The 21464-nt window shown below is 59.1% G+C and carries 26 protein-coding genes and 1 tRNA gene; 11 read left to right on the top strand and 16 right to left on the bottom strand.

What is annotated here, in order from left to right:
• Positions 1-13 precede the first annotated feature (13 nt).
• Positions 14-685 carry a 2-C-methyl-D-erythritol 4-phosphate cytidylyltransferase gene (gene ispD / locus AC6EI9_RS13875; protein ID WP_498470090.1) on the top strand — a complete coding sequence of 224 codons (672 nt, stop codon included), beginning with the start codon at positions 14-16 and terminating at the stop codon, positions 683-685.
• Here ispD and AC6EI9_RS13880 read toward each other — a convergent pair.
• Together AC6EI9_RS13880 and AC6EI9_RS13885 are read right to left on the bottom strand one after the other, a co-directional pair.
• On the bottom strand, positions 676-1593 hold the full coding sequence (locus AC6EI9_RS13880) for a S66 peptidase family protein (protein WP_498468290.1): 918 nt from the start codon (positions 1591-1593) through the stop codon (positions 676-678). The genes ispD and AC6EI9_RS13880 overlap by 10 nt on opposite strands.
• Entirely contained in the window at positions 1593-2459 is an 867-nt protein-coding gene (locus tag AC6EI9_RS13885) for a 4-hydroxybenzoate polyprenyltransferase (protein ID WP_498468292.1), read from the bottom strand. Before AC6EI9_RS13885 ends, AC6EI9_RS13880 begins: the two co-directional genes overlap by 1 nt.
• Positions 2460-2585: 126 nt before the next feature.
• Here AC6EI9_RS13885 and AC6EI9_RS13890 point away from each other — a divergent pair, with 126 nt between their 5' ends.
• The gene (locus AC6EI9_RS13890) at positions 2586-4247 is read left to right on the top strand and encodes a Ppx/GppA phosphatase family protein (RefSeq protein ID WP_498468293.1); all 1662 of its coding nucleotides are present in this window, start codon (positions 2586-2588) and stop codon (positions 4245-4247) included.
• On the opposite strand, the gene AC6EI9_RS13895 is transcribed toward AC6EI9_RS13890, so the two are convergent.
• On the bottom strand, positions 4231-5019 hold the full coding sequence (locus AC6EI9_RS13895) for a helix-turn-helix domain-containing protein (RefSeq protein WP_498468294.1): 789 nt from the start codon (positions 5017-5019) through the stop codon (positions 4231-4233). The genes AC6EI9_RS13890 and AC6EI9_RS13895 overlap by 17 nt on opposite strands.
• Positions 5020-5207: 188 nt before the next feature.
• Here AC6EI9_RS13895 and AC6EI9_RS13900 point away from each other — a divergent pair, with 188 nt between their 5' ends.
• Positions 5208-5597 (top strand): hypothetical protein, encoded by a 390-nt coding sequence (locus AC6EI9_RS13900; RefSeq protein ID WP_498468295.1) that lies wholly within the window; start codon positions 5208-5210, stop codon positions 5595-5597.
• A gap of 175 nt (positions 5598-5772) precedes the next feature.
• On the opposite strand, the gene AC6EI9_RS13905 is transcribed toward AC6EI9_RS13900, so the two are convergent.
• The 7 genes from AC6EI9_RS13905 to petC all read right to left on the bottom strand — a co-directional run bounded on the left by AC6EI9_RS13905 (position 5773) and on the right by petC (position 10031).
• Positions 5773-5910, bottom strand: coding sequence for a hypothetical protein (locus tag AC6EI9_RS13905; RefSeq protein ID WP_498468296.1), 138 nt, complete (start codon positions 5908-5910; stop codon positions 5773-5775).
• A gap of 275 nt (positions 5911-6185) precedes the next feature.
• A complete protein-coding gene (locus AC6EI9_RS13910) occupies positions 6186-6479 on the bottom strand; it encodes a DUF1330 domain-containing protein (protein WP_498468298.1) in 294 nt (97 codons plus the stop codon).
• Between the two features lie 305 nt (positions 6480-6784).
• Positions 6785-6856, bottom strand: a tRNA-Val gene (locus tag AC6EI9_RS13915).
• 37 nt (positions 6857-6893) lie between these two features.
• Positions 6894-7649, bottom strand: a complete 756-nt coding sequence (gene cobM, locus AC6EI9_RS13920; protein ID WP_498468299.1) for a precorrin-4 C(11)-methyltransferase — start codon at positions 7647-7649, stop codon at positions 6894-6896.
• A complete protein-coding gene (gene lgt / locus AC6EI9_RS13925) occupies positions 7646-8497 on the bottom strand; it encodes a prolipoprotein diacylglyceryl transferase (RefSeq protein WP_498470091.1) in 852 nt (283 codons plus the stop codon). The genes cobM and lgt overlap by 4 nt, the downstream gene beginning before the upstream one ends.
• Before the next feature lie 20 nt (positions 8498-8517).
• The gene (gene petA, locus AC6EI9_RS13930) at positions 8518-9450 is read right to left on the bottom strand and encodes a cytochrome f (RefSeq protein WP_498470092.1); all 933 of its coding nucleotides are present in this window, start codon (positions 9448-9450) and stop codon (positions 8518-8520) included.
• 44 nt (positions 9451-9494) lie between these two features.
• Positions 9495-10031 carry a cytochrome b6-f complex iron-sulfur subunit gene (gene petC, locus AC6EI9_RS13935; RefSeq protein ID WP_498468300.1) on the bottom strand — a complete coding sequence of 179 codons (537 nt, stop codon included), beginning with the start codon at positions 10029-10031 and terminating at the stop codon, positions 9495-9497.
• 103 nt (positions 10032-10134) lie between these two features.
• Here petC and AC6EI9_RS13940 point away from each other — a divergent pair, with 103 nt between their 5' ends.
• A complete protein-coding gene (locus tag AC6EI9_RS13940; RefSeq protein WP_498468301.1) occupies positions 10135-10482 on the top strand; it encodes a DUF3067 family protein in 348 nt (115 codons plus the stop codon).
• Here AC6EI9_RS13940 and tatC read toward each other — a convergent pair.
• Both tatC and AC6EI9_RS13950 read right to left on the bottom strand, forming a co-directional pair.
• Complete coding sequence (gene tatC, locus AC6EI9_RS13945) at positions 10433-11167, bottom strand: twin-arginine translocase subunit TatC (RefSeq protein ID WP_498468302.1); 735 nt, start codon at positions 11165-11167, stop codon at positions 10433-10435. The genes AC6EI9_RS13940 and tatC overlap by 50 nt on opposite strands.
• A 117-nt stretch (positions 11168-11284) precedes the next feature.
• Positions 11285-13003, bottom strand: coding sequence for an Rqc2 family fibronectin-binding protein (locus AC6EI9_RS13950; protein ID WP_498468303.1), 1719 nt, complete (start codon positions 13001-13003; stop codon positions 11285-11287).
• Positions 13004-13066: 63 nt separating this feature from the next.
• On the opposite strand from AC6EI9_RS13950, the gene gmk reads away from it, so the two are divergent.
• A complete protein-coding gene (gene gmk, locus AC6EI9_RS13955; RefSeq protein WP_498468304.1) occupies positions 13067-13639 on the top strand; it encodes a guanylate kinase in 573 nt (190 codons plus the stop codon).
• 4 nt (positions 13640-13643) lie between these two features.
• Here the strand turns inward: gmk and psaJ are convergent, their stop codons facing one another.
• On the bottom strand, positions 13644-13760 hold the full coding sequence (psaJ, locus tag AC6EI9_RS13960; protein WP_066905917.1) for a photosystem I reaction center subunit IX: 117 nt from the start codon (positions 13758-13760) through the stop codon (positions 13644-13646).
• A 32-nt stretch (positions 13761-13792) separates the two neighbouring features.
• Entirely contained in the window at positions 13793-14272 is a 480-nt protein-coding gene (locus AC6EI9_RS13965; protein ID WP_067092821.1) for a Photosystem I reaction center subunit III, read from the bottom strand.
• Between the two features lie 76 nt (positions 14273-14348).
• On the opposite strand from AC6EI9_RS13965, the gene tsaD reads away from it, so the two are divergent.
• Together tsaD and AC6EI9_RS13975 are read left to right on the top strand one after the other, a co-directional pair.
• On the top strand, positions 14349-15419 hold the full coding sequence (gene tsaD / locus AC6EI9_RS13970) for a tRNA (adenosine(37)-N6)-threonylcarbamoyltransferase complex transferase subunit TsaD (RefSeq protein WP_498468305.1): 1071 nt from the start codon (positions 14349-14351) through the stop codon (positions 15417-15419).
• Between the two features lie 38 nt (positions 15420-15457).
• Entirely contained in the window at positions 15458-15652 is a 195-nt protein-coding gene (locus tag AC6EI9_RS13975) for a high light inducible protein (protein WP_498468306.1), read from the top strand.
• Between the two features lie 16 nt (positions 15653-15668).
• On the opposite strand, the gene AC6EI9_RS13980 is transcribed toward AC6EI9_RS13975, so the two are convergent.
• Positions 15669-16829 carry a type IV pilus twitching motility protein PilT gene (locus AC6EI9_RS13980; RefSeq protein WP_498468307.1) on the bottom strand — a complete coding sequence of 387 codons (1161 nt, stop codon included), beginning with the start codon at positions 16827-16829 and terminating at the stop codon, positions 15669-15671.
• A 112-nt stretch (positions 16830-16941) separates the two neighbouring features.
• On the opposite strand from AC6EI9_RS13980, the gene wecB reads away from it, so the two are divergent.
• The 4 genes from wecB to AC6EI9_RS14000 are packed head-to-tail and all read left to right on the top strand — an operon-like array spanning position 16942 to position 20074.
• Positions 16942-18054 carry a non-hydrolyzing UDP-N-acetylglucosamine 2-epimerase gene (gene wecB, locus AC6EI9_RS13985; protein WP_498468308.1) on the top strand — a complete coding sequence of 371 codons (1113 nt, stop codon included), beginning with the start codon at positions 16942-16944 and terminating at the stop codon, positions 18052-18054.
• Complete coding sequence (locus AC6EI9_RS13990; protein WP_498468309.1) at positions 18023-18580, top strand: DUF1643 domain-containing protein; 558 nt, start codon at positions 18023-18025, stop codon at positions 18578-18580. Before wecB ends, AC6EI9_RS13990 begins: the two co-directional genes overlap by 32 nt.
• Positions 18580-18825 (top strand): hypothetical protein, encoded by a 246-nt coding sequence (locus tag AC6EI9_RS13995; RefSeq protein ID WP_498468311.1) that lies wholly within the window; start codon positions 18580-18582, stop codon positions 18823-18825. The genes AC6EI9_RS13990 and AC6EI9_RS13995 overlap by 1 nt, the downstream gene beginning before the upstream one ends.
• Complete coding sequence (locus AC6EI9_RS14000) at positions 18815-20074, top strand: cation:proton antiporter (RefSeq protein WP_498468312.1); 1260 nt, start codon at positions 18815-18817, stop codon at positions 20072-20074. The genes AC6EI9_RS13995 and AC6EI9_RS14000 overlap by 11 nt, the downstream gene beginning before the upstream one ends.
• Here AC6EI9_RS14000 and gltX read toward each other — a convergent pair.
• Complete coding sequence (gene gltX / locus AC6EI9_RS14005) at positions 20018-21451, bottom strand: glutamate--tRNA ligase (protein WP_498468313.1); 1434 nt, start codon at positions 21449-21451, stop codon at positions 20018-20020. The two genes, AC6EI9_RS14000 and gltX, sit on opposite strands and share 57 nt — an antisense overlap.
• Positions 21452-21464 lie beyond the last annotated feature (13 nt).

The raw sequence follows: 21464 nt of genomic DNA on the forward strand, positions 1-21464 counted from the left end.
GCAGGAGTCGCTTGTGCATCTGTTGATTGCCGCAGCGGGCAGCGGCCGGCGTATGGGAGCTGATCGCAACAAACTGCTGCTCATGCTTCGTGGCAGGCCGCTGCTCGCCTGGACCCTGGAGTCGGCGTTTGCGGCTGAAGCCATCGATTGGATCGGGGTGATCGGTCAGCCTGCAGATCAGAACGAGATTGCCCCCCTTCTGCAGGGAGCGACCAAGCCTGTCGCCTGGATCGAAGGTGGCAGCACGCGCCAGGAATCGGTGGAGCGAGGCTTGGTCGCACTCCCCGCGGATGCGCGGCATGTCCTGATCCATGACGGTGCCCGCTGTCTGGTTGATCCCAGTCTGTTCAATCGTTGCGCTGCAGCGGTTCTTGGGGGTGATGCGGTGATCGCTGCGACACCGGTCACCGACACGATCAAGCGTGTGGATGGAGGGGGGCTGATCGCTGAAACACCGGATCGGGCTGAGCTCTGGGCCGCACAGACGCCTCAGGGTTTTGCTGTTGCTGCTTTGCGTGAAGGCCATGCACAGGCCAGGGCCCTCGGTTGGTCGGTCACCGACGATGCCTCCTTGTTTGAACGGCTGGGATGGCCAGTCAGGGTGCTGGATGCTGGTCCCGCCAACATCAAGGTCACCACGCCGTTTGATCTCACCGTGGCGGAGGCTGTGCTCGCTCAGCGTTGAGTCGGCAGCTCCAGAGTGAGGGTGGCGTTGATGCCGTTCAATTGGGCGCGAACGCCCATCGGCAGCGCCGCATTGCCGCCGTTCCCGTGACCTACTGGCAAATCCGCAACCACCGGACACCCCAGGTCCTGAGTGCGTTCTCGCAGAACCTGCTCCAGGCTGAACGAGTGAGCTGGATCGCTGTTCTCTGTGTCGTCGCAACCGCTGAATCGGCCGAATCCAAGGCCTGCCAGATTGTTGAGAGCGCCCACCAGCCGCCAGTGGGTGAGCATCCGATCCAGTCGGTACGGAGCTTCACCCACGTCTTCGATCACCAGGATTGCTCCACGGAGATCGGGTAGGTGACGGCTGCCGAGCAGGTGGGATGCCACTGTCAGATTCACCGTGATCAACGGGCCGGCTCCCATGCCTCCAGCCCAGCTCGTTCCCTGAAGGGACGCAACCGGATGCCCAAACAGCAGATCATGAAGACGCTGTTGGCTCCACTCAGGTTCCCCAGCCAGCGTTGTGACCAGTGGTCCATGGATGCCGCCTCCAAAGCCGCTCGCCATGCGGCTGCAGAGCAAGGCTGTGACATCGGAGAATCCAAGAAACCACCTTTCTTCCCAGGGAATGGCATGCTCCAGCAGACGGGCTGCTCCCCAGCCCCCTCGGGCACAGGCCAGCAATGCGCTTCCCGCGTGTGCAGACAGATCGCCGGATCGTTCGCTGTCGCGACCTGCCAGATAGCCCCAGTGCCGCCCCTGGCAGGTCGGGGTGTTCACGGACAGCCCCCATGACTCGAGCACGGCGATTCCTGCATGCAGGCTGGCTTCATCGCAGATTGCCGAGCTTGGAGCAGCAATGGTGACGCTGTCTCCCACCTGCAAGGGACTCGGCAATGACCAGAGATGTGTGGACTGCGACATCAGACCAGATGTGAAAGCACAAGTCCGATGAGCAGCAACGTGCCGATCTGGACTTGACGTCCGAAATGGCGGGCATAGACCGCTGCCGGTTGTTGCTCACTGGCTCGCAGGGTTTGTGTGGAGCGCCATAAACCAATGGTGGCAATCACCCAGAAGGGCCAGAAAATGATCCCCACGTCAGCGGCTGCAGCGGCTATGGCCAGCGACGCTGCTGTGAGCCCATATCCCGTTCGCACGGTTCGGATGGCGTTGCGCCCGAGAGTCAGTGCGCTGCTGCGCAGGCCGAGCCGAGCGTCATCCGGACGGTCGGCCATGGCGTAAACCGTGTCGAAGCTGAAGGTCCAGCACAGGGTGGAGAACCAGCAGCCGATCAGGGGGATCGACGGGGTGATGTCGCCTGTGAACGCCGCCCAGGGGATCAGCACCGCGAAGCCCCAGCAGATCGCCAGCAGTGCCTGAGGGAATGCGAACCAGCGCTTTGCGGATGGGTAGATCAGGATCGGCGGCAGGGCCAGGACGGCCAGTTGCAGGCAGATCAGCATCTGAGACGACAGGCTGAGCACGACCCCCAGCGATAGAACCAGCAGCAGCACGAGCCCAGCAGTCGCCTGGCTCCGGTTCAGTGCACCGCTGGCCAGGGGACGTTGGCGTGTGCGTTCAACCTCTCTGTCAATCCTCTGGTCCCAGAGGTCATTGGCGATGCAACCGGCCCCGCTCACGGCCAGGCCGCCGATCAGGATCTGCACGACCAGTGCTGCAGGGGGAGGGGCGTCTGGCGCGAGCCACAAACTCCAACCGGCTGGCACAAGAAGAATCAGGCGACCAGTCGGCTTGTTCCAACGCAGCAGGGCCACCCAGGGAGACATGACGCGAGAAAAGGTCGTGCCAGTCACGTGCGCAGAACCCGAAGCTGAGTTTTCGGAACCTTAATCAGCGGCGACCCGGCCCGGAGCACCGATGGCAGAGTGGGCCCGTCTCCATCACGGTGCGCCATGTCAGGTGCCGAGTCTTCCCCAGCGGCCCCGGTGGACCCCAGCAATCAGACGGCGAGACAGTCATCGCATCGTGATCCGGGCGGATCGCCAAAAGTCAGAACTGTGGCCGCAATTGACGTGGGCACCAATTCCACCCACATGCTCGTGGCTTCGGTGGATGTGGCACTGGGGACCTTCAGCATCGATCTGGCCGAAAAGTCCAATACCCGTCTGGGGGAAAGAGACCCCGAGACAGGTGAACTGACACCTGAGGCGATGACCCGAGGCTTGGAAAGCCTTCGCCGTTTTCGTGAGCTGGCTTTGAGCCATCAAGTGGAGCAAGTCGTTGTCGCAGCAACCAGTGCTGTACGAGAGGCTCCAAACGGCAGGGACTTTCTGCAAACCGTCAAAGATGAACTTGATCTGGATGTCGATCTGGTCAGTGGACCGGAGGAGGCACGGCTGATCTACCTGGGCGTGTTGTCAGGCATGCCCTTTGGCGACCGTCCCCATTTGGTGCTCGATATCGGCGGAGGCTCCACGGAGCTGATCCTGGCGGACGCTCGGGATGCCCGCGCACTCACCAGCACGCGTGTGGGTGCCGTGCGGCTTCAGCGGGATTTCGTTAAGGATGATCCGATCCCTCCCCAACGCCGCTCATTCCTGCAGGCGTTCATCCAGGGCTCGCTGGAACCGGCCGTCGACAAGGTGCATCGACGGATCAAGCCTGGAGAAACACCAGTGCTTGTTGCGACCAGCGGCACGGCAATGGCCATCGGTGCGTTGGCGGCCAGCGAAGACGACCGGCCACCTCTCAAGCTTCATGGTTACAAGGTTTCAAGGCAGCGCCTGAACCGTGTCGTGGACCGTTTGGCCGTCATGACTCCGGATCAGCGCCGTGGTCTGGCGGCCATCAACGACCGGCGCGCTGAAATCATCGTGCCGGGTTCGCTCATCCTGCAAACCACCATGCAGATGCTTCGAGTCGATGAACTGGTTTTGAGCGAGCGGGCTCTGCGAGAAGGGTTGATCGTGGATTGGATGCTGCGCCATGGCCTTCTTGAAGACCGCTTCAGTTTTCAAAGCAGTATCCGCCAGCGCACCGTCGTCCATCAGGTGCAACGTTTTGCGGTCAATCAGGCCCGTGCCGAGCGGGTTGCCAGCCACGCACTCACTCTTTACGACAGCACCCACAAGACCTTGCACCGTGATGATGGATCCGGCCGGGATCTTCTCTGGGCTGCGGCCATGCTTCATGCCTGCGGTCAGCACATCAATCTGAGCGCTTATCACAAGCATTCCTGGTATCTCATTCGCCATGGCGAGCTGCTGGGTTATTCCGAATCCGAGCATCTGATGATCGCGGCCATCGCCCGTTACCACCGCCGCAGTCTTCCCAAGAAGCGACATGAATCCTGGCAGGCTCTTCAGACCCGGGATAATCGCAGAACAGTGTCAGAGATGGCTTTGTTACTGCGTTTGGCCGCGGCGCTGGATCGACGTCCAGATCCCGTGGTTCAGACGTTGAAAGCCGAAGTGAAAGACAATGATCTGATCCTGAAGCTGGTGCCGGAGCGTGTGAATCAGAACCTCAGCCTTGAACAGTGGAGTCTCGAAAGTTGTTCAGCTCTGGTGAGGGATGTCACCGGTCTGCACCTCAAGATCAGAGTTCAGGATTGAGTTTGTACCAACGCACCTGATCGATGGGTCCGAGCGGCTTCGGCGCATCGTCTCCATCACTGATCAAGACCAGGTCAGGACGTCCGGGGAGGATCTCCAGTTGTGAATCTGCAGGGAGGGTTTTGCGCTCAGAGAGTGTTCCCTCATAGACGACCTCGCCTTCGCCATTACGGATTGAGACCCAGCTGGGTTCTTGGCTGCTGATGGAGATCTGTCCGGAGGCCTTGTCCTCGGGGGAAACGGGTTGAGGGGGCGTCTCAGTGGGTTGTTTCACCACCGTGACAGCCTTCATGGAGGCAAGCTCAACAGAGCGACGCTGACTGGCCACCACCATCGCTCCACCGGTGACAGCGCCGACTGCCAGAGCCGCCAGGGCCAGGCGCTGCCAAGGCATCACTGGTGTTTTGCTGCTTTCGGGAACCGTTGCAACAACTTTTTTGGCTACAGCACCACCAGGAGCACCGGACAGGTTGTTGGCGGTCGTGGGCGCTGGCAGAACATCTTGAAGTCTGCTGATCAGGGAGTCGCCATCGAGGCCGAGTTTGGAAGCGACCCTGCGGGTCATCGCTTTGATGAAAACCGGTTCAGGAAGTCTCTCCAGATCACCCGTCTCCAGAGCCTGCAGCTGCTCGCTGCCCATTTTCAACAACTGAGCCAGCTGATCGCAGCTCAGGCCCTGGGCGACGCGGGCCTGACGAAGCAGTTCACCGATCTCCTGCAGGGTTGAGACGGTGGCTCCATCCTTCGCCTGCTCGGAATCCGACAACCACATCCGACCCTCACTGAAGTCATTGCGATGAAATTAAGCTCGATTACCAGTTCTGTCAGTGCCACGAGGCACACAGAGAGAGTTGCCACATCGGAAATCAACCTTCTCTGACTGCAGCCGGGCTTGACTGAGCCACTGTCTTCTCATGGCATGCGGATTCTCGGTGATCGTGAGGGAGAGCGTTCAGCAAGATGAAATCAAGCCGGGTCACGCAACTTCTTCTGGCTGCTCTGGTGGTCACCCAGGTTCCCAATCTCATCAGCTTCATCGGGGCTCTGGGCCGGTATGAGTCGCCGGAATCAGCCTCGCGGGCCTGTGATCGCTGGGCTGAATCCGCCGGACGCTACAGCGTCCGCAGAGTTGGTCTCTGGACCAGCACTTCCCAAAATCCAGTTCGATTTTGCAAGCAAGAAGCTGATCAATTTGTCGGTTATGAAGTGCCGATGGAGGAGGCTGCTGAAGTCAGCGACAACCCTGAAGATCCGAAAGGTTTTGTGGCAGCTGCAGTGCCAGAGGCGGAGGACTCAGGCAAGCGTTGGCGGTACAGGCGTCAGCGCTGGTCACTTGTGATTCCCTTCTGAACATGGACCCTGAAGTGCGCAACCTGGTGATTGCTCAGCTGCTTGTGATCATTGTTCCCGTTGGGACACTGTTTGCAATCTGGCTCTGGATGCTCACGCTCCGTCAGCGCTGATCAACATCGCTGGTCCGTCATCGCTGATCTTTCAATGCTGATTGGGACTGCGATTTGAAACTTCAAGCAATGCCAATCATCGGCGCCAGCCATTCAGCATGGATCGCTGAGAGAGCGGTCATATTGAAAGCATGCACGGCTGGATTGGTTTTATCAGCAACCCACAGCAGCGCGAAAGGCGCATTGAGGGCGATCTGCATGCGCCATCGCCAGGTGATGATCGCCCAGATTCTCTGAACAATCGGGTTCTTCATTCGAAGCATCGAATGATCCAGAAAGTCTTCAGATCTTGGCGTATCCACTGAGGGAACTGCGGATTGACTTCGGTCGTGATACCAAGTTGTGCTCATGGGCCAAGAAAAAAGGAGGGTCCCACCCCTCCTTGGTTCGACGCATCTCCGGTTGATGACCCGAAGACGGGTTGATTTTGCACGAAAGCCTTCAAACCATCCGTAGTGATCAACACCTTGAAGATCTAGGCAACCAATTCTTCTGAGATCGACAGAGTGAGGTCCGAGTGGGGTGTTCGCAGCTCAATCAGAGATTGATAGTCCGATGACTCATAGGCCGACACGGCTGACTGCAGAGATGGGAATTCAATGATCACATTCAAAGAACCAGGGGAGCCTTCACGAACATCAGATTGAATATCGCGCACCAGAAATTTTGCACCGACCGTGGGTAGCCATTCCGTAAGTCGACTGATGTAGGGGACCATGGCCAGTGGAGTGTGAATCGTGCCGGTGCTGATCCAGTAGCCCTTTGCCATAACAAGAGAAATCTGATGCACAGAATGTAGTTGGACTTGTCCTGCTTGGTGCTGTGCATGAAGCAGGTGTCTGATCGATGAAGCGTGCTCACAGCTCTGCCACAGGAGTGACGACTGAAGACTGCCAAGACAGCATCCTTTGAGAGAACTTGCACGGTCTGTGCTGAATCTCAAATGGGGAACAATCAATCCCTTTGATGATTCTTTGATTGCCGGTTTTGGTGCACTTCGTTGAGGCTAAAGTCGCTCGACACCAGCACTTGATAATGAGAATAAAACCCTGTTAAGCAAGGGTTTTAGATGCATGGGCGATACTGGATTCGAACCAGTGACCCCTTCCGTGTGAAGGAAGTGCGCTACCACTGTGCTAATCGCCCCACCTGTCAATCTTAAAACATCACCAGTCCGGATTGATTACTGCTTGGGTCGGAACAAGTGGTCATGATCAGGTGAATAGAGTTTCGATCGCAGGTTGGTTGTACGAAAGGCTGGACTGATCACATACAGCGTCGTGCGAATCAGATTGCGATCATGAGTGACCTTTGCGATCTGATCGAGAGGGACCAGATCTAGTGATTCATCAGGCCAGCTGACCCGGTATCCGATGGCGACCGGGGTGTCTGCTGGGTAATGCTCAAGCAGCGTTGACTGGACCTCGTCCACATGGCGGGCGCTGAGGTACAGACAGAGCGAGGCCCTCAGGCTGGCCAGGTGCCTCAGCTCTTCTCGTTCTGGAACGCCGGTTCGGCCTCCGCTGCGACTCAGCACGATGGTTTGCACAAGGCCTGGGATGGTCAGTTCCGCCTTGAGAGCCGATGCGGTTGCCTGATAAGCGCTGATGCCAGGAACCACTTCCACTTCAATTCCGGCATCGGCAAGTCCGCTGACCTGCTCGCTGAGCGCTCCGTAGAGACAGGGGTCACCGTCGTGAAGACGCACCACGTTCTTTCCGGAGCTCACACGCTCGATCATCAGGGGAAGAACCTGCTCAAGCGTGAGTGTGCTGGTCCGGATCTTTTCGCAGCCGGCAGGCGCAAGATCCGCGATCTGGGGAGACACCAGTGAGTCAGTCCAGATCAGAACATCAGCATGGGCAATGCGGTCTTCGGCACGGCGGGTCAGTAGATCAGGTGCTCCCGGGCCAGCTCCCACAATCGAGATCATGGTCATGAAGGGTCTGCCTGCTTGAGGCCGGGATCCGGAAGTGGCGACTTGCGTCCATACAGCCAGAACAGCCCGAAGCCGGCGATGGCCATCAAGCCGAGGCTCATCAGCTGAGCAATCCGCAGGCCACCGTCACAGAACGGAGGTTGTCCGCCCAAGCAGAGCGGGTCGATCCTCAGACCTTCGATCCAGATTCGGCCAAGGCTGTAGCTGAGCAGATAGATGCAGCTGAGAGCTCCTGATGGCAGGGAGATTGTTTTTTGGCGGCCGAGCCGGAAAAGCACCATCAACAACACAAAGATTCCAATGTTCCAGAGGGATTCGTAGAGAAATGTGGGGTGGAAGAATTCAGCAGTTTTGAAAACACCTGGCCGGTTTGCTGTGGGTATAAAAAGTTTCCATGGCAAATCGGTGGGGACGCCAAACGCCTCTGAGTTGAAAAAGTTCCCCCAGCGGCCAATGGCCTGTCCCAGCACCACCGAGGGCACCAGAACGTCCAAAACATCCCAGAAGGAGACCCGCCGCCAACGGCAGAACAGAACGACTGCCAGCGATCCCCCCAGGAGTGCTCCATGGATGGCAATGCCTCCTTTCCAGATCGCGAGAGCATCCCACCATGAGCGTTGGTAGGAATCCCATTCGAAGGCGACGTAGTACGTCCTTGCACCGATGACTGCTGCCAGTACAAGGATTGGCAGCAGGTCACTGATCAGATTGGCATCGAGGCCACGCTGTCGCGCCAGCCAGCTGGAGAGATTGAGTCCGATCAAGACGGCAACCGCAATCAGCAGTCCGTACCAACGCAGTACGAAAGGCCCGAGCTGAAACAGCTCGGGCCCTGGGGAGGTGAAAATTGCAGGGATCAACACTGAGCTCAGACACCCTCAGCGGCTTGCACCTTCTCAATCTGCTTCTTCTTCAGAACCAACATGATCTGGGCGAGCGAAACAGCTGCGAAGAACGCCAACAGACCATAAATCCGGACGGGGTTCTGAAGCACAACTTCCGCATCAACCTGTCCGAAACCACCCACATTCGGATCGTCGGTCAGTGGAGTCCCGGCTTCAATGGCGTCACCGACTCCGACAATCAGAGCAGGACCCACGGGAATGGTTTCAGTGGCGGTCTCGCCGTCAGCGGTGTCGATGCTGAGAACCTTGGCTCCATTCTCTCCGTCTTCGATGGCTGAGACGGTTCCAGTGGCGGGCGAGGTGTAAACGGTGTTGTTGCTCTTTTCTCCGGTCGGATAGACCTGACCACGGCCTCGGTTACCCCCAACGAAAATCTGATATTTGCCGAAATGGATGTTGCTGTCGGTGGCAGGATCCGGTGAAAGGACAGGGAAGACGATTTCCTGGTGCTGATCACCTGGAATCGGGCCTACGAGAAGAATGTTGGGTTGATCGTCGCTGTACTGCGTGAAATAAACACCTTCGGTTTCCTCCTTGATCTCATCGGTCCAGCGGTCCTGTGGGGCCAGGGTGAAGCCATCAGGCAGCTGGATGACAGCTCCGACCTGTAAACCGACATCACTGCCGTCGGCACCGATTTCCTGGAGCCCTTGCTCATAAGGAATTTTCACTGCCGCCTTGAAGACCGTGTCAGGAAGCACGGATTGAGGAACTTCTGCCTGAGTGATTTTCTTGGCCAGGTGGCAGTTGGCGCAGACGATCTTGCCAGTGGCTTCTCTGGGCGAGGCGTAGTTCTGCTGAGCCCAGAAGGGGTAAGCCCAGCTGCTTGATGGAGCCGTGAACACGGCAAGACCCACGATCAGGGCTGCGAAAAGTGAGGAGAGAATTCGGCGCATCGGAGGCGTGTTTCGGGAAAGAGCGGTGGGCAAAAGGTTCTTGATCAGCCCCACCAGGGCTTCTCACCTGTGCGGAAGTCGGTGTCGCTCCACTGGCTCACAAAAACGTTGTCGTCTTCAACGCTCACATTGGCCAGGGCCAGTGAGAGGGGCGCCGGACCTCTCACAACTTTGCCGGTGGCGTCGTACTGGCTGCCATGGCAAGGACACATGAACTTGTTGGCGCCACTGTTCCAGGGCACAACACAGCCCAGGTGGGTGCAGATGGCATTGATGCCATAACTGCCGATGGCGTCTTCCCCTTCAACGATCAAATAGGTGGGATCACCCTTTAAACCCTGGACAAGGCTGCGGTCACCTGTGGGGTGGTTACTGAGCCAGCCGCTGAGCGTCACGGGGTTGCCGAGCTCATCTTTGGCACTGGTGCCTCCGCCGCTTCCCGCAGCCCGTGGCGGAATGAAGTAATTCACCACCGGATAGAGCGCTCCAAGGGCGACGCCGGTCACGGAACCGAAAGTCAGCAGATTCATGAACTGCCTGCGGCCCATTCCGGGCACATCAGCGGCTGGCATCTGAGTCATATCTGACGTTCGTTGGGCACTGGATGGCGCAATTATGGGCTCTATTGGGTCATGTCACACTCTGCGGAGACTGGATTTTCATTGATGTTCAAGGTCTTGTTCAGTGCGCACTGATTACTCCTCCCCTCTGGAGTCGCGCCCTCTGAGCGTCGATGAAGTCATCGACCTTTTGCGCTCCCGCTGGCAAGCCAGCTATGACCTTCAGCTGGTCACCAGGCGCAGACGGATGTACATCCAGGTGATGTGGGCCTATCTCGAGCAACAGTCCTTCCCTTTGGAGGAGCCTGACTACCGGGCTCATCTCGCGGAAGTCCTGGAAATCGTCAACAGACTGGGGGAAGCGGAGACTGTCCGGGACTGGTTGCTCACGACCCGGGACAAGCCGCGACTCGGAAAGGCGCTCAGTCTGCAGCTGCAGGGGGAGGGGACTCTGGAGGAGTTTCTGCTCTGAACCGTTGAACCGCTGCAACAAGAAGCACTCCGATCAGGTAGAGAGCGGTGATTGCCCCAGCCAGCAACAACATGGTGACCGGGTCTGTCGACGGCGTCAGGACAGCGCCTGCAAGGGCTGAGATCAACACGACCCAGCGCCACGCAGAGAGCATGCGTTGCCAGTTGACCAGTCCGAAGACTCCCAGAAGAAGCTGCAGAACAGGAAGCTGAAAGGCCAGTCCGGTGGACAGCATGAGCAAGAGCACGAAGTCGAGATAGCGCTCAATCGACCAGATCGGTTCCACAACATCGGCGCCATAGCTGACGAGAAAATTCAGAGCAGCAGGCACAAGAGCCCACCAGGCAAAGGCAAGGCCGGCCAGAAACAGAACAGCTGATCCAGCCACAGACGGCGCAATCAACCGTCGTTCTCCTTGAGTCAGTCCTGGCAGAACAAAGGCCAGCCCCTGATACAGCACGTAGGGAAGCGCCAGCGTGAGTCCTGCATAGCCGGCAACTTTGAACGACACGAACAGAAATTCGCCAGGAGCCAGTTGCAGGAAGCGGATCGAACCTGCGGGCTCTTCCAGAATTCTGACCAGAGGACGCACCGCCACAAGGCAGGCCAAGGCACAGACAACCACTGCGACAAGACTGCGCAGCACTCTCTGACGCAGCTCCTCCAGATGGTCGACCAGAGGCATCTCCACGTCGTTGGGAGGACCGTCCTGAACTCCGATCCGAATCGGCGGCGGCGGTGACAGCTTCGGGGACTCTTCAGGCGTGATCGGCGTCAGAGGTGAGTGAGCAGTTGGCTGGGATCAGGCTAGGGGGTCCCAAGCTTCAAGGGCTCTGTGTGCACGGTCCGGTTCCGCCCAGACCAACTCGGCTTGGCGATGTCGCACGGTTCCCGGCGCAGTGCCCGGAATTCTCTGCAAATGTTCCACACCAGTCATCACCACCGGTACACGTCGATTGCCCTTTGCCCGACTGAACCAGGCGGCAAGGTCTGCCGCAAGCTGCAGGTCTGATTCCGCAGCAGCCGCTTCCGAGGCCTTCAGCACCACGTGGCTGCCTGGACACTCCTGCGCGTGAAACCAGAGATCCCCTGCACGAGCTTGACGCAGGCTGATCCACTCGTTCTGGCGGTGATTGCGCCCCACCTGAATCACCAATCCACCCTCAGAGCGGATCTCCAGTGGCTGAGGTTGCCCCGGTGGAGGACCGCTACGGCGACGGCGACGGCGAGGCGTGAGCAGTTCCTCCAGCTCAGCCTTCAGCTCAAGCAATTGATTGTTGCGGTCGTCGGCATCGTCCCAGTCCGCCTGCATCAGGTCCGCCAGGAAGCTTGCGCTGCCGTCAATCAGCGCGAGGCGTTGATCGTGGTGGACCAGTCGTTCCTCGATTAAGGGAATGGACCGGCGCAGTCGCTTCGCCCGTTGGTAAAGCTTCTGGGCCTGCTCAATGCTTTCCCTGTCAGGGGCGGCCTGACAGAAAATGGCATCCGCCCGATGTTGCAGATCATCGGCGCCGCCAGTGGCATTCAGCCGCTCGACCTGCTCGAGACGCTGAGCCTGTTCCCGCTGTCGGCTCTGTTCCAGAAGCTGTTGCAGGTCCTGGCTTGCTTTCAGCAGTTGTTTCTGGTTGAGATGCTTCGTGTAGTAAAGCCCTAGACGCAGGCTGAGTGATTCGCTGTGGCTGGCTGAGTCGGCAGGATCGGCCCAGACGCAATAGCCGCCGGCCTCATCCAGCTGAAGGATGAAGTCGTCACAACTGAGTTGGTTCAGCCAGCGCGTCCAGCGCCTATGCAGCAATCGCCATTGGTGATCGCTGATCTCCTCAACAGAAGTGCTGGCTGAGAGCGGTGGCGGTGCCTCATCCATCGAGGGGACGTTGATGAGTTGCCTCGTCAGCGCGGGGCTGATGCCCTGATAGGTGTCGCGCAGCGCTCTGCCGAGATCAACCGGCACCAAAGTCAGTCTGCGCTTCCATTGTTCGAACGGTTCCTCGCAGCTTGGCGGCAGGCTCTGCAGCGACGGCGGCGGGATGTAGGGGTCTCCGGTACTGAGCGGACGGACCCGTGACTGGTGCTGTCTGACCTGCCTGGCAATGGCGGTGATCCGTTTCTGGTCATCCAGCAGCAGCACATTGCTGTGACGTCCCATCAGCTCCAGCACCAAAGTGCGCACGCTCGCCTCGCCAGGCCGTGGAGCGAAATGAAACAGCACCACCCGCTCAAAATTTCGCTGCTCCAGTTCAACCAGGGCCAGCTGCCTGAGGCCATGCTGAACCTGCTGAGCCAGAGTGCTGCCACTCCCAATCCGCTTAGGTGATGGAATCTGAACCAATCTGGCGGCGTCCGCCTGCCAGCTGAGTTCAAGCCAGACCATTCCTTTCAGGGTTCTGAAGCCCAGCTGCAGGCTCTGCTGATTGGGTTGTTGTGCTTTTTCAAAGCGACTTGGAATGATCTGTGCTCGCAGATCTGCCAGCACCGCCCGAAGGCTGGTGAGGTCCATCACCTGAAGCGTGCTCTTCGCCATCGCTAGCCGGTGGCCTTTCGACTGGGGTGCCTTCCTACCCTGCTGCCTGACCGCACACAAGCCATGGCAACGACCGACCGCCACGCCAGGCTCGCTTTGCTGACAGGCCCCAGCGGTGTTGGCAAAGGGACTCTGGTGACTCGCCTACTCGAGCGTCATCCCCAGCTCTGGCTTTCTGTTTCCGCCACCACCCGTGCTCCAAGAGAGGGTGAACAAGACGGCGTTCATTACTTCTTTCAATCGCGTGAATCGTTTGACCAACTGGTCCGCGAGGGAGGGCTTCTGGAGTGGGCTGAATTCGCCGGTAACTGCTACGGAACCCCCAAACAGCCCGTGATGGAGAGACTTGAACTGGGCACTCCCGTCTTGCTGGAAATCGAACTCGAAGGTGCTCGTCAGGTGCGTCGCAGCTTCCCTGAAGCTCTGCAGATCTTTCTTGCACCCCCAAGTTTTGAAGCGCTTGAACAACGCATCCGTGGCCGCGGCACCGAAATGGAGGCCGCGATTGCGAAGCGGCTGGATCGTGCCAGAACTGAGCTCCAAGCTCAGCAAGAATTCGATGCCGTTGTCATCAATGATGACCTCGACACCGCACTGATCGATCTAGAGAGGTTGATGGAGCTGGCCGACGCCTGAGCGATCAGAGGGGGTGGAACAGCAGGTCAGGGAAGAATCTGTTCCACTCGATCAGGATGCCTGCAGTCAACGTGAACCAGATGGCGGCAACCACAGGTGCAGTGGAGAGAAATTTTTTCATCGTTGAACAGTCGAAGAAAGAAGCTTTTGTAATCAGCGGGGTGAAACTGTGATTTTCGAATCGCTTTCAGTCAGCTTGCCACTGTTGAACTCTGCAATGGCAGCAACGGGCCATGTTGCTGCTTTGACAACGGAGTTCAAGGCCAATTTCATGTCCAGCTGAATCTCGAGCATGTTCTGATCCTTGCGACCACGAATGGCCTTGAGATAGTCACGGCCAGCCCAACCGATGGTTCCGGTGATGTAAAGGAACATCAGGCCGGGAAGGACAAAATCACCAGCATGGTTCCAGCGACCGTCAACGATCAGATGGGGCAGACCATCTTCACCACAGGATGCCTTGCTGTACATCTTGAAGCGAGCGACAGCCTGTGGTGTTGAGGCTGCACTGGCACGTTGCTGGAATCGTGCACTTTCAGAACAGGGAGTCAGTCCTGCAACATCAGCTCTGGCAACCGGTGCGAAGCCGAATACCAGCAGGGCCGACAGCGCGAGGGCGAAGAAACGACGCATCGGAACGGTTCCTGTTGAATCTGCCCTGGAAAGGCAGGATGTATCAAATTGACGGTAGTGGAGGCTGTTGACCTGCATGGCCAAGGTCCTGGCCCTCGAAACAAGTTGTGACGAGTCTGCCGCGGCTGTTGTGGAGCAGAACAACGGTCGCCTGCAGGTTCTGTCGCATCGGATTGCGTCTCAGATCGAGGAGCATGCCCAGTGGGGTGGCGTGGTGCCGGAGATTGCCTCACGCCGGCATGTGGAAGCACTCCCCCACTTGATCGACCAATCGCTTGATGACGCGGGACTGTCGATCAGCGATCTGGATGCAGTGGCTGCCACCGTCACCCCAGGTCTGGTCGGGGCCCTGATGGTGGGTTCCGTGACGGGCCGCACCCTGGCAGCTCTTCATGGCCGGCCGTTCATCGCCATCCACCATCTCGAAGCCCATCTGGCCTCGGTCCGGCTGGCCTTATCCCCGCCAGCGCCGCCCTATCTCGTCTTACTGGTGAGCGGCGGGCATACGGAACTGATTCGCGTTGAAGCAACGGGAGTGCTGGAGCGCCTCGGGCGCAGTCATGACGACGCCGCTGGGGAAGCCTTCGACAAGGTGGCACGTCTGCTGGGACTTGAGTACCCAGGCGGGCCTGCGATTCAAGCTGCTGCCGTTGATGGGGATGTCACCCGTTTCAGCTTGCCGAAAGGCCGTGTTTCAAAACCCGGAGGGGGGTTCTACCCCTACGACTTCTCATTCAGCGGCCTGAAAACGGCGATGCTTCGTCAGGTGGAGGCTTGTCGGACTTGGGACGAGCCTTTGCCCCTGGCTGATCTGGCCGCCAGCTTTCAGCAGGTCGTTGTGGATGTGTTGGTCGATCGCAGCCTCCGATGCTGTTGCGATCTCGGACTGTCGACACTGGTGATGGTGGGCGGAGTGGCGGCCAATCAGCGGTTGCGTGAATGCATGGATGCAAGGGGGGCTGAACAGGGAGTTGATGTGCACCTGGCGCCGCTCAGCTACTGCACCGATAACGCCGCAATGGTGGGGGCTGCTGCCCTTGGACGTCTGAATTCCGAAGCCATCTCCAGCTCTTTGGCTCTGGGCGTTTCAGCACGTTGGGCTCTCGAAAACTGCGCTCCTCTGTATCAATCGAATCCGCCTTTCTGAATTTCAGTTCATAGGGTGTCGCGACTTGCATCCCGGTGATGTCGATCAAGGCCGAAACGCGCCAGCAGAACAACGTCGAGGAGGTTGATTCCGTCGAATTGAACGCCTGGCGCAGAGGCTTCACACCCCAGGCCGAAATCTGGAATGGCCGACTGGCCATGCTGGGTTTGTCAATTGCGCTCGGAATTCTGTTTGTGATCAGGGTCTCAACCCCTGGAATTCCTGCCGCCTGACGGCAGGTTGTGATCGTTATCCCCGTCCCCTCAGGGCCTGAGCAAGCTCATTCGGTTTCAGGCTCTGAGCGACCGCATGGTCCGGTTCGACTCTCTGCTCCTCAACAAGATTCTGGAGGCACTGATTGGCTGTGACCATGCCGTCGAACCCACTCCGTTCCATGATCTCCTCCACTTCATCCAGAGCGCCGCGCTGGATGTAGTCCTTGCAGGCTTCCGTGTTGATCAGGATGTCGTGGAAGGCAGCCCGCTTGCCATCTGTGGTGCGAACCAGGCCCTGTGAGATCACACCGAGCAGAGACTCCGACAGAGAACGTCGCACGCTCTCCTGCTCCTCAGGCGGGAACATGCCAAGCACTCTCTCCACGGTTTTGACCGCTGAGTTGGTGTGCAGTGTTCCAAACACCAGATGTCCAGTTTGAGAGGCCTCCAGTGCCGTACTCAGTGTTTCCTGGTCGCGTATCTCACCGACAAGGATGACGTCGGGATCTTCACGCAGAGCCGCTTTCAGAGCGTTGTGAAATTTCAGGGTGTGCAGCCCGACCTCCCGATGTCGGATCAGTGAGCGCTGGCTTGTGTGCACGAACTCAACCGGGTCCTCAATCGTGAGGATGTGCCGACTCTGGTTTCGATTGATCCAATCGATCATCGCCGCCAGTGTTGTGCTTTTCCCGGATCCGGTCGGGCCGGTGATCAGCACGAGACCCTTGGGCCGTGAGGACAGCTCACACAGAACCTCGGGCAGATTGAGTTGCTCAAGGGTCAGGATCGTCTGGGGAATGAGCCGCAGAACCATTGCTGGCCCACGCAGTGAGTCCAGAAGGTTGATGCGCACGCGCACAAAAGGAAACGCATGGGCCCCGTCGAATTCCTTGATCTGATGGAAATCATCGATCTGCTGCGGGGTCAGGATTTCCCTCAGCCAGCGTTGGAAGGTTTGCTGAGTTGAGCAGGGCCACTCAGTCGTCAGCATCTCGCCTCGGGCCCGGTAGCGAGGAATTTCACCGACGCCGAGATGAACGTCTGAATGTCCTTTGTCATGGGCGATGCGCACGATCTGCTCCAGGCTGGGCACCTCATCCTTCCCATCGCCGATCGTTGCGGTTGCTGGAGAGGGATGCCCCGGCGGGGAGACGGCCCCGGTGGGAAAGCCCGGTGGAAAGATCGGCTTGCTCACACAATTTCTGGACGTCTTTAATCAGCTTCGCCAAAGCTGGGCCATTGGCAAGTGAAGGCTTGCTGGGAGGGGTCTGAAACCCGCTTAAGATTTCGCCACCAACTCACGGTTTATGGCTGCCAGGCCCCGCGTCACCATCGTCCTTGGCACCCGCCCGGAAGCCATCAAGCTTGCCCCCGTCATTCAGGAATTCAGAGCCTGTTCAGCGCTCGAAACAAGGGTTGTTCTGACTGGACAGCATCGTGAGATGGTCACGCAGGTGATGGATCTCTTTCAGTTGAAGGCCGATCAGGACCTTGATCTGATGGCGCCGCGCCAGACCCTCACCCATGTGACTTGCGCGGCTCTTCAGGGCCTGCGCGATGACTTCCAGGCGTTCCCCCCAGGGCTGGTGCTTGTTCAGGGAGACACCACCACGGCCTTCGCTGCCGCCCTGGCTGCTTTCTACGAGCAGATTCCCGTTGGTCATGTGGAGGCCGGTCTGCGAACGGACAATCTTTTGGACCCATTCCCAGAAGAGGCCAATCGACGTCTGATCTCTCAAGTTGCCCAGTTGCATTTCGCTCCTACCGAGCGCTCGAAAGCCAATCTGAACTGCTCAGGTGTGGTTGGTCATGTGATGGTCACTGGCAACACGGTGATCGATGCGCTTCTGCACATGGCTGAGCAGGCTCCTGCTCTGTCCGATCTGCCGATCGATTGGACCAACCAGCGGGTGATTCTTGCCACGGTTCATCGGCGGGAGAACTGGGGAGAGCGACTGAGCAGCATCGCTGCGGGCATGCTTCAGGTGCTTGATGATCATCCTGATGCTGTCCTGCTGCTGCCTCTGCATCGCAACCCCACGGTTCGGGAGCCTCTGCGGGCCTTGCTCGGCGACCATCCCAGAGTCGTTCTGAGCGAGCCGCTGGACTACGACCGGCTGGTCGCTGCGATGAAAGGGTGCACTCTGTTGCTCACCGATTCCGGTGGTCTCCAGGAGGAAGCTCCTGCGTTGGGGAAGCCCGTGCTGGTTCTGCGTCGCACGACTGAACGACCCGAGGCTGTTGATGCCGGCACCGCTCGATTGATCGGGACCGACAGCGACTCGATCGCCCGGGAGGCTTCACGCCTGCTCGACGATCCGAAGGCCTATGAACAGATGGCCAGGGCCGTGAACCCTTTCGGAGATGGTCGAGCCAGCGGCAGGATTCTTGAAGCCGCACTTGCCCTACTCAACAGCTGATGCCGCTTTCAGTCCCTGCGGCCATTACCGCTGGGTGCTGCGTCGTTCAATCCGCAGGCCATCGCAGGCTGACCCGCTCAGGCAGCTCCTGTTTGTTGGTCTCAATCCTTCTTTGGCCGATGCTGGTCGTGATGACCCCACACTGAGGAGACTCCAGAATTTTGCTCGAAACTGGGGCTATCACCAGCTGGTGGTGCTCAATCTGTTCGGGAGGATCTCACCATCCCCGACGGCTTTGCGTCGTTGCGCCGATCCCGTGGGCCAGCATTGCGACCGCGTGCTGACGGACTGGTTTCAGTCGTGGTCCCGCTCACCCGCCTGCGATCTCTGGTTGGGCTGGGGTGAGTCGGGCGCCCTCTATTGCCGTGACCGGCAGGTGCTGATGATGCTCGCCACGGCTCTGGCTCTGCGGCTGCAGGGGGCTCCTCCACTGGTGATCGGAACCACCCGCAGCGGTCAACCTCGACACCCGCTCTATGTGGCTGCGGGGAGCCAGCTTTTCCCCTGGGCCTGTACGGTTCGCTGATGACACGCACCCCTCGCCGCTACAAGATTTCGCTTCACCTCTCGGGAGGCCAAACAGAGGTGGTGCATTTCCCGACTCTCGAGACATTCCAGGAGTGGTACCAGGGTCTGGTGAATGGCGGGAGTGGTCAGGCTTTCGTGAACGTCCCACTCGGGGATCTCGAAGGGGAATACCTGGTGATCCGTCCCGAAGCGGTGATCGGCGTGCGTGTGGAACCGCAATTCGCATCCATCGATGACGCCTGAGAGGCTTGGACTGCTCTGGGGCATCACGGTGTTTGCCGGGGCCGGTGCGCGATTGCTCGCTGCCCTGTCAGGACTGCCAGGGGTGGTGCTGTTGCTGTTGTCAGGACTGCTGATCGGACGATCCGGCCTTGGCCTTGTGGAGCCCCTGGACCTGGGGGAGGGGCTCGAGACAACCGTTGGCCTGCTGGTCAGTCTCGTTCTGTTTGACGGAGGGCTGAATCTGCGCTTGCCCGGCGACACCATCAAGGCGACCGTGCTGCGGATCTCCGTGCTGCGTTTGTTGCTCTCGCTGGGAGCCGGAATCCTGGCAGCGCATTGGCTGGCCGGACTGGGGTGGTCCGTGGCTGCCGTTTACAGCGCCATTGTGTTGGGAACGGGCCCCACGGTGGTCACGCCGATCGTGCAACAGATTCGCCTGGCTCCTCCCCTTGGCGATGTGCTCGAAGCGGAGGGACTGGTGCTCGAGCCTGTGGGAGCCGTTCTGGCGCTGCTGCTGCTTGAGCTGTTGCTCGGCGATCTCTACGGCTGGAGAGGTCTGGCGATTGGTCTGCTGTCGCGACTCGGTGGCGGGGTGCTGATCGGAGTTGCTGTTGGATGGCTGCTGGCGGAGCTGTTGAGGCGTCTGCCTTCAGAGCATGCCGTGGGCTTACGGCTGCAGCTGACCCTTGGCGTTCTGTTCCTGATGTTTGCCATCTGCGAATGGCTGCTGCCCGAATCCGGTTTGCCGGCATCAGTCGCTGCCGGAGTTGTGGTGGGCCGTCGTCCCTCAACGCAGGCGGCTCAACTGGACGAGCTGATCCGCGAACTGGCCAGATTGGCGATCACGATGCTGTTCCCGCTGTTGGCGGCTGATGTGTCGTGGGCTGAACTCAGTCCGCTGGGTTGGGGTGGCATCAGTTGTGTCCTGGTGCTGATGCTGCTGGTGCGTCCGGCGGCAGTGGGCGTGGCCACGATCGGATTGCCACTGGACTGGCGCCAACGCCTGTTCATGGGATGGCTGGCGCCCCGCGGAATTGTCACGGCCGCTGTGGCATCCCTGTTTTCGATTCGTCTTGAGCAGGCAGGGATTCTTGGTGCAGGACGACTTCAGGGTCTGGTGTTTCTCACGATCCTGATGACTGTGGGATTCCAGGGACTGACAGCCCAACCCCTGGCACGCGTTTTGGGTTTGATTCAATCCGAGCCTGAGGAGTCAGGTGAGGCAGCGCTTCAGGCGGGGCAGGTCCTGCCCGACCCTGGCCAGCAATGACCAGGTCGTGATCAGATCCGGCCCCTGCAGGCGGCCGAGCAGAGCGGCACGCAACGATTTCATCAGAACGCCCTTTTTCACGCCGGCTTTGTTTGCAGCATCTGCAAGCAGTGACTGAGCCTCTGTGGTGTCACCGCCGTCCCATGGATCACTCTCAAGTGATTTCACAAGCTGAGCGATCGCGACCTTGGCTCCGTCGGCCTCCAGTTGCTTGAGGCCATCGTGCTCAAGCTCGGGGCAAACAAAAAAGGGTCGTCCCTGGTCAACGCCATCGTTCAGCAGGGTGAGAGAGGGGCCGAGCAATTCGCACAAAGCCAGACTCCAGCTCACGTCCTCAGGCAGGTTCCATCCCTGCTCGCGCCAGAGCGGAGAGATGTCATCCAGCAGTTGCTGCGGTGTGAGGCCATGCAGAACCTGTGCATTGAGCCAGTTGAGCTTGTCCCAGTCGAAACGCGCACCGGCTTTGTTCACTCGATCGAAGCTGAACACTTCGGCTGCCTGCGTGAGGGTGAAGCGTTCCTCCATCCCTTCGGGAACGGACCAGCCCAGCAGGGTCATGTAGTTGGCGATCGCTTCCGCCGTGTACCCCATGGACCGGAAATCATTGATTGATGTGACGCCGTCACGCTTGGAGAGTTTGCGTCCCTCGGCATTGAGGATCAGCGGGGTGTGGGCAAAGACCGGTGCAGCCAGCTCGAGAGCCTGGTACAGCAGAAGTTGCTTGGCGGTGTTGGCGATGTGGTCCTCGCCTCGGATGACATGCGTGATCGCCATGGCTGCGTCATCGACCACCACCACGAGGTTGTAGAGAGGGTCTCCGATCTGATCGGCCGGAGCACGACGGGCAATGACCATGTCACCGCCGAGATCAGCTCCGCGCCAATTCATCGGCCCACGGACAAGGTCACGCCAGTGGATCTCTTCACTGTCATCGATCCGGAAGCGGATCACCGCCTCACGGCCCTCGGCCTGGAACGATGCTTCCTGCTCAGCCGTGAGCTGTCTGTGTCGGTTGTCGTAGCGAGGTGCTTTGTTCCCAGCTTTCTGGGCCTCTCGCATGTTCGCGAGCTCCTCTTCGCTGGCGTAACAGCGATAGGCGAGGCCACGGTCGAGCAGCAGCTGGATGGCAGAGCGATGCTCGTGGACGCGCTCGCTCTGAATCGTGGGATCTTCATCCCAGTCGATGCCGAGCCATGCCAGTCCATCGAAGATGTTCGCGGTGAATTCCGGCTTGGAGCGTTCTTTGTCGGTGTCCTCAATCCTCAGCAGGAACTGACCCTTCTGGTGTCGCGCGAACAACCAGTTGAAGACCGCTGTTCTTGCCGTCCCAATGTGGAGAGTGCCCGTTGGACTCGGGGCCAGACGAACACGCACCATGGTGGGGCTCGGG

It is taken from the genome of Synechococcus sp. MIT2312, assembly GCF_059772315.1.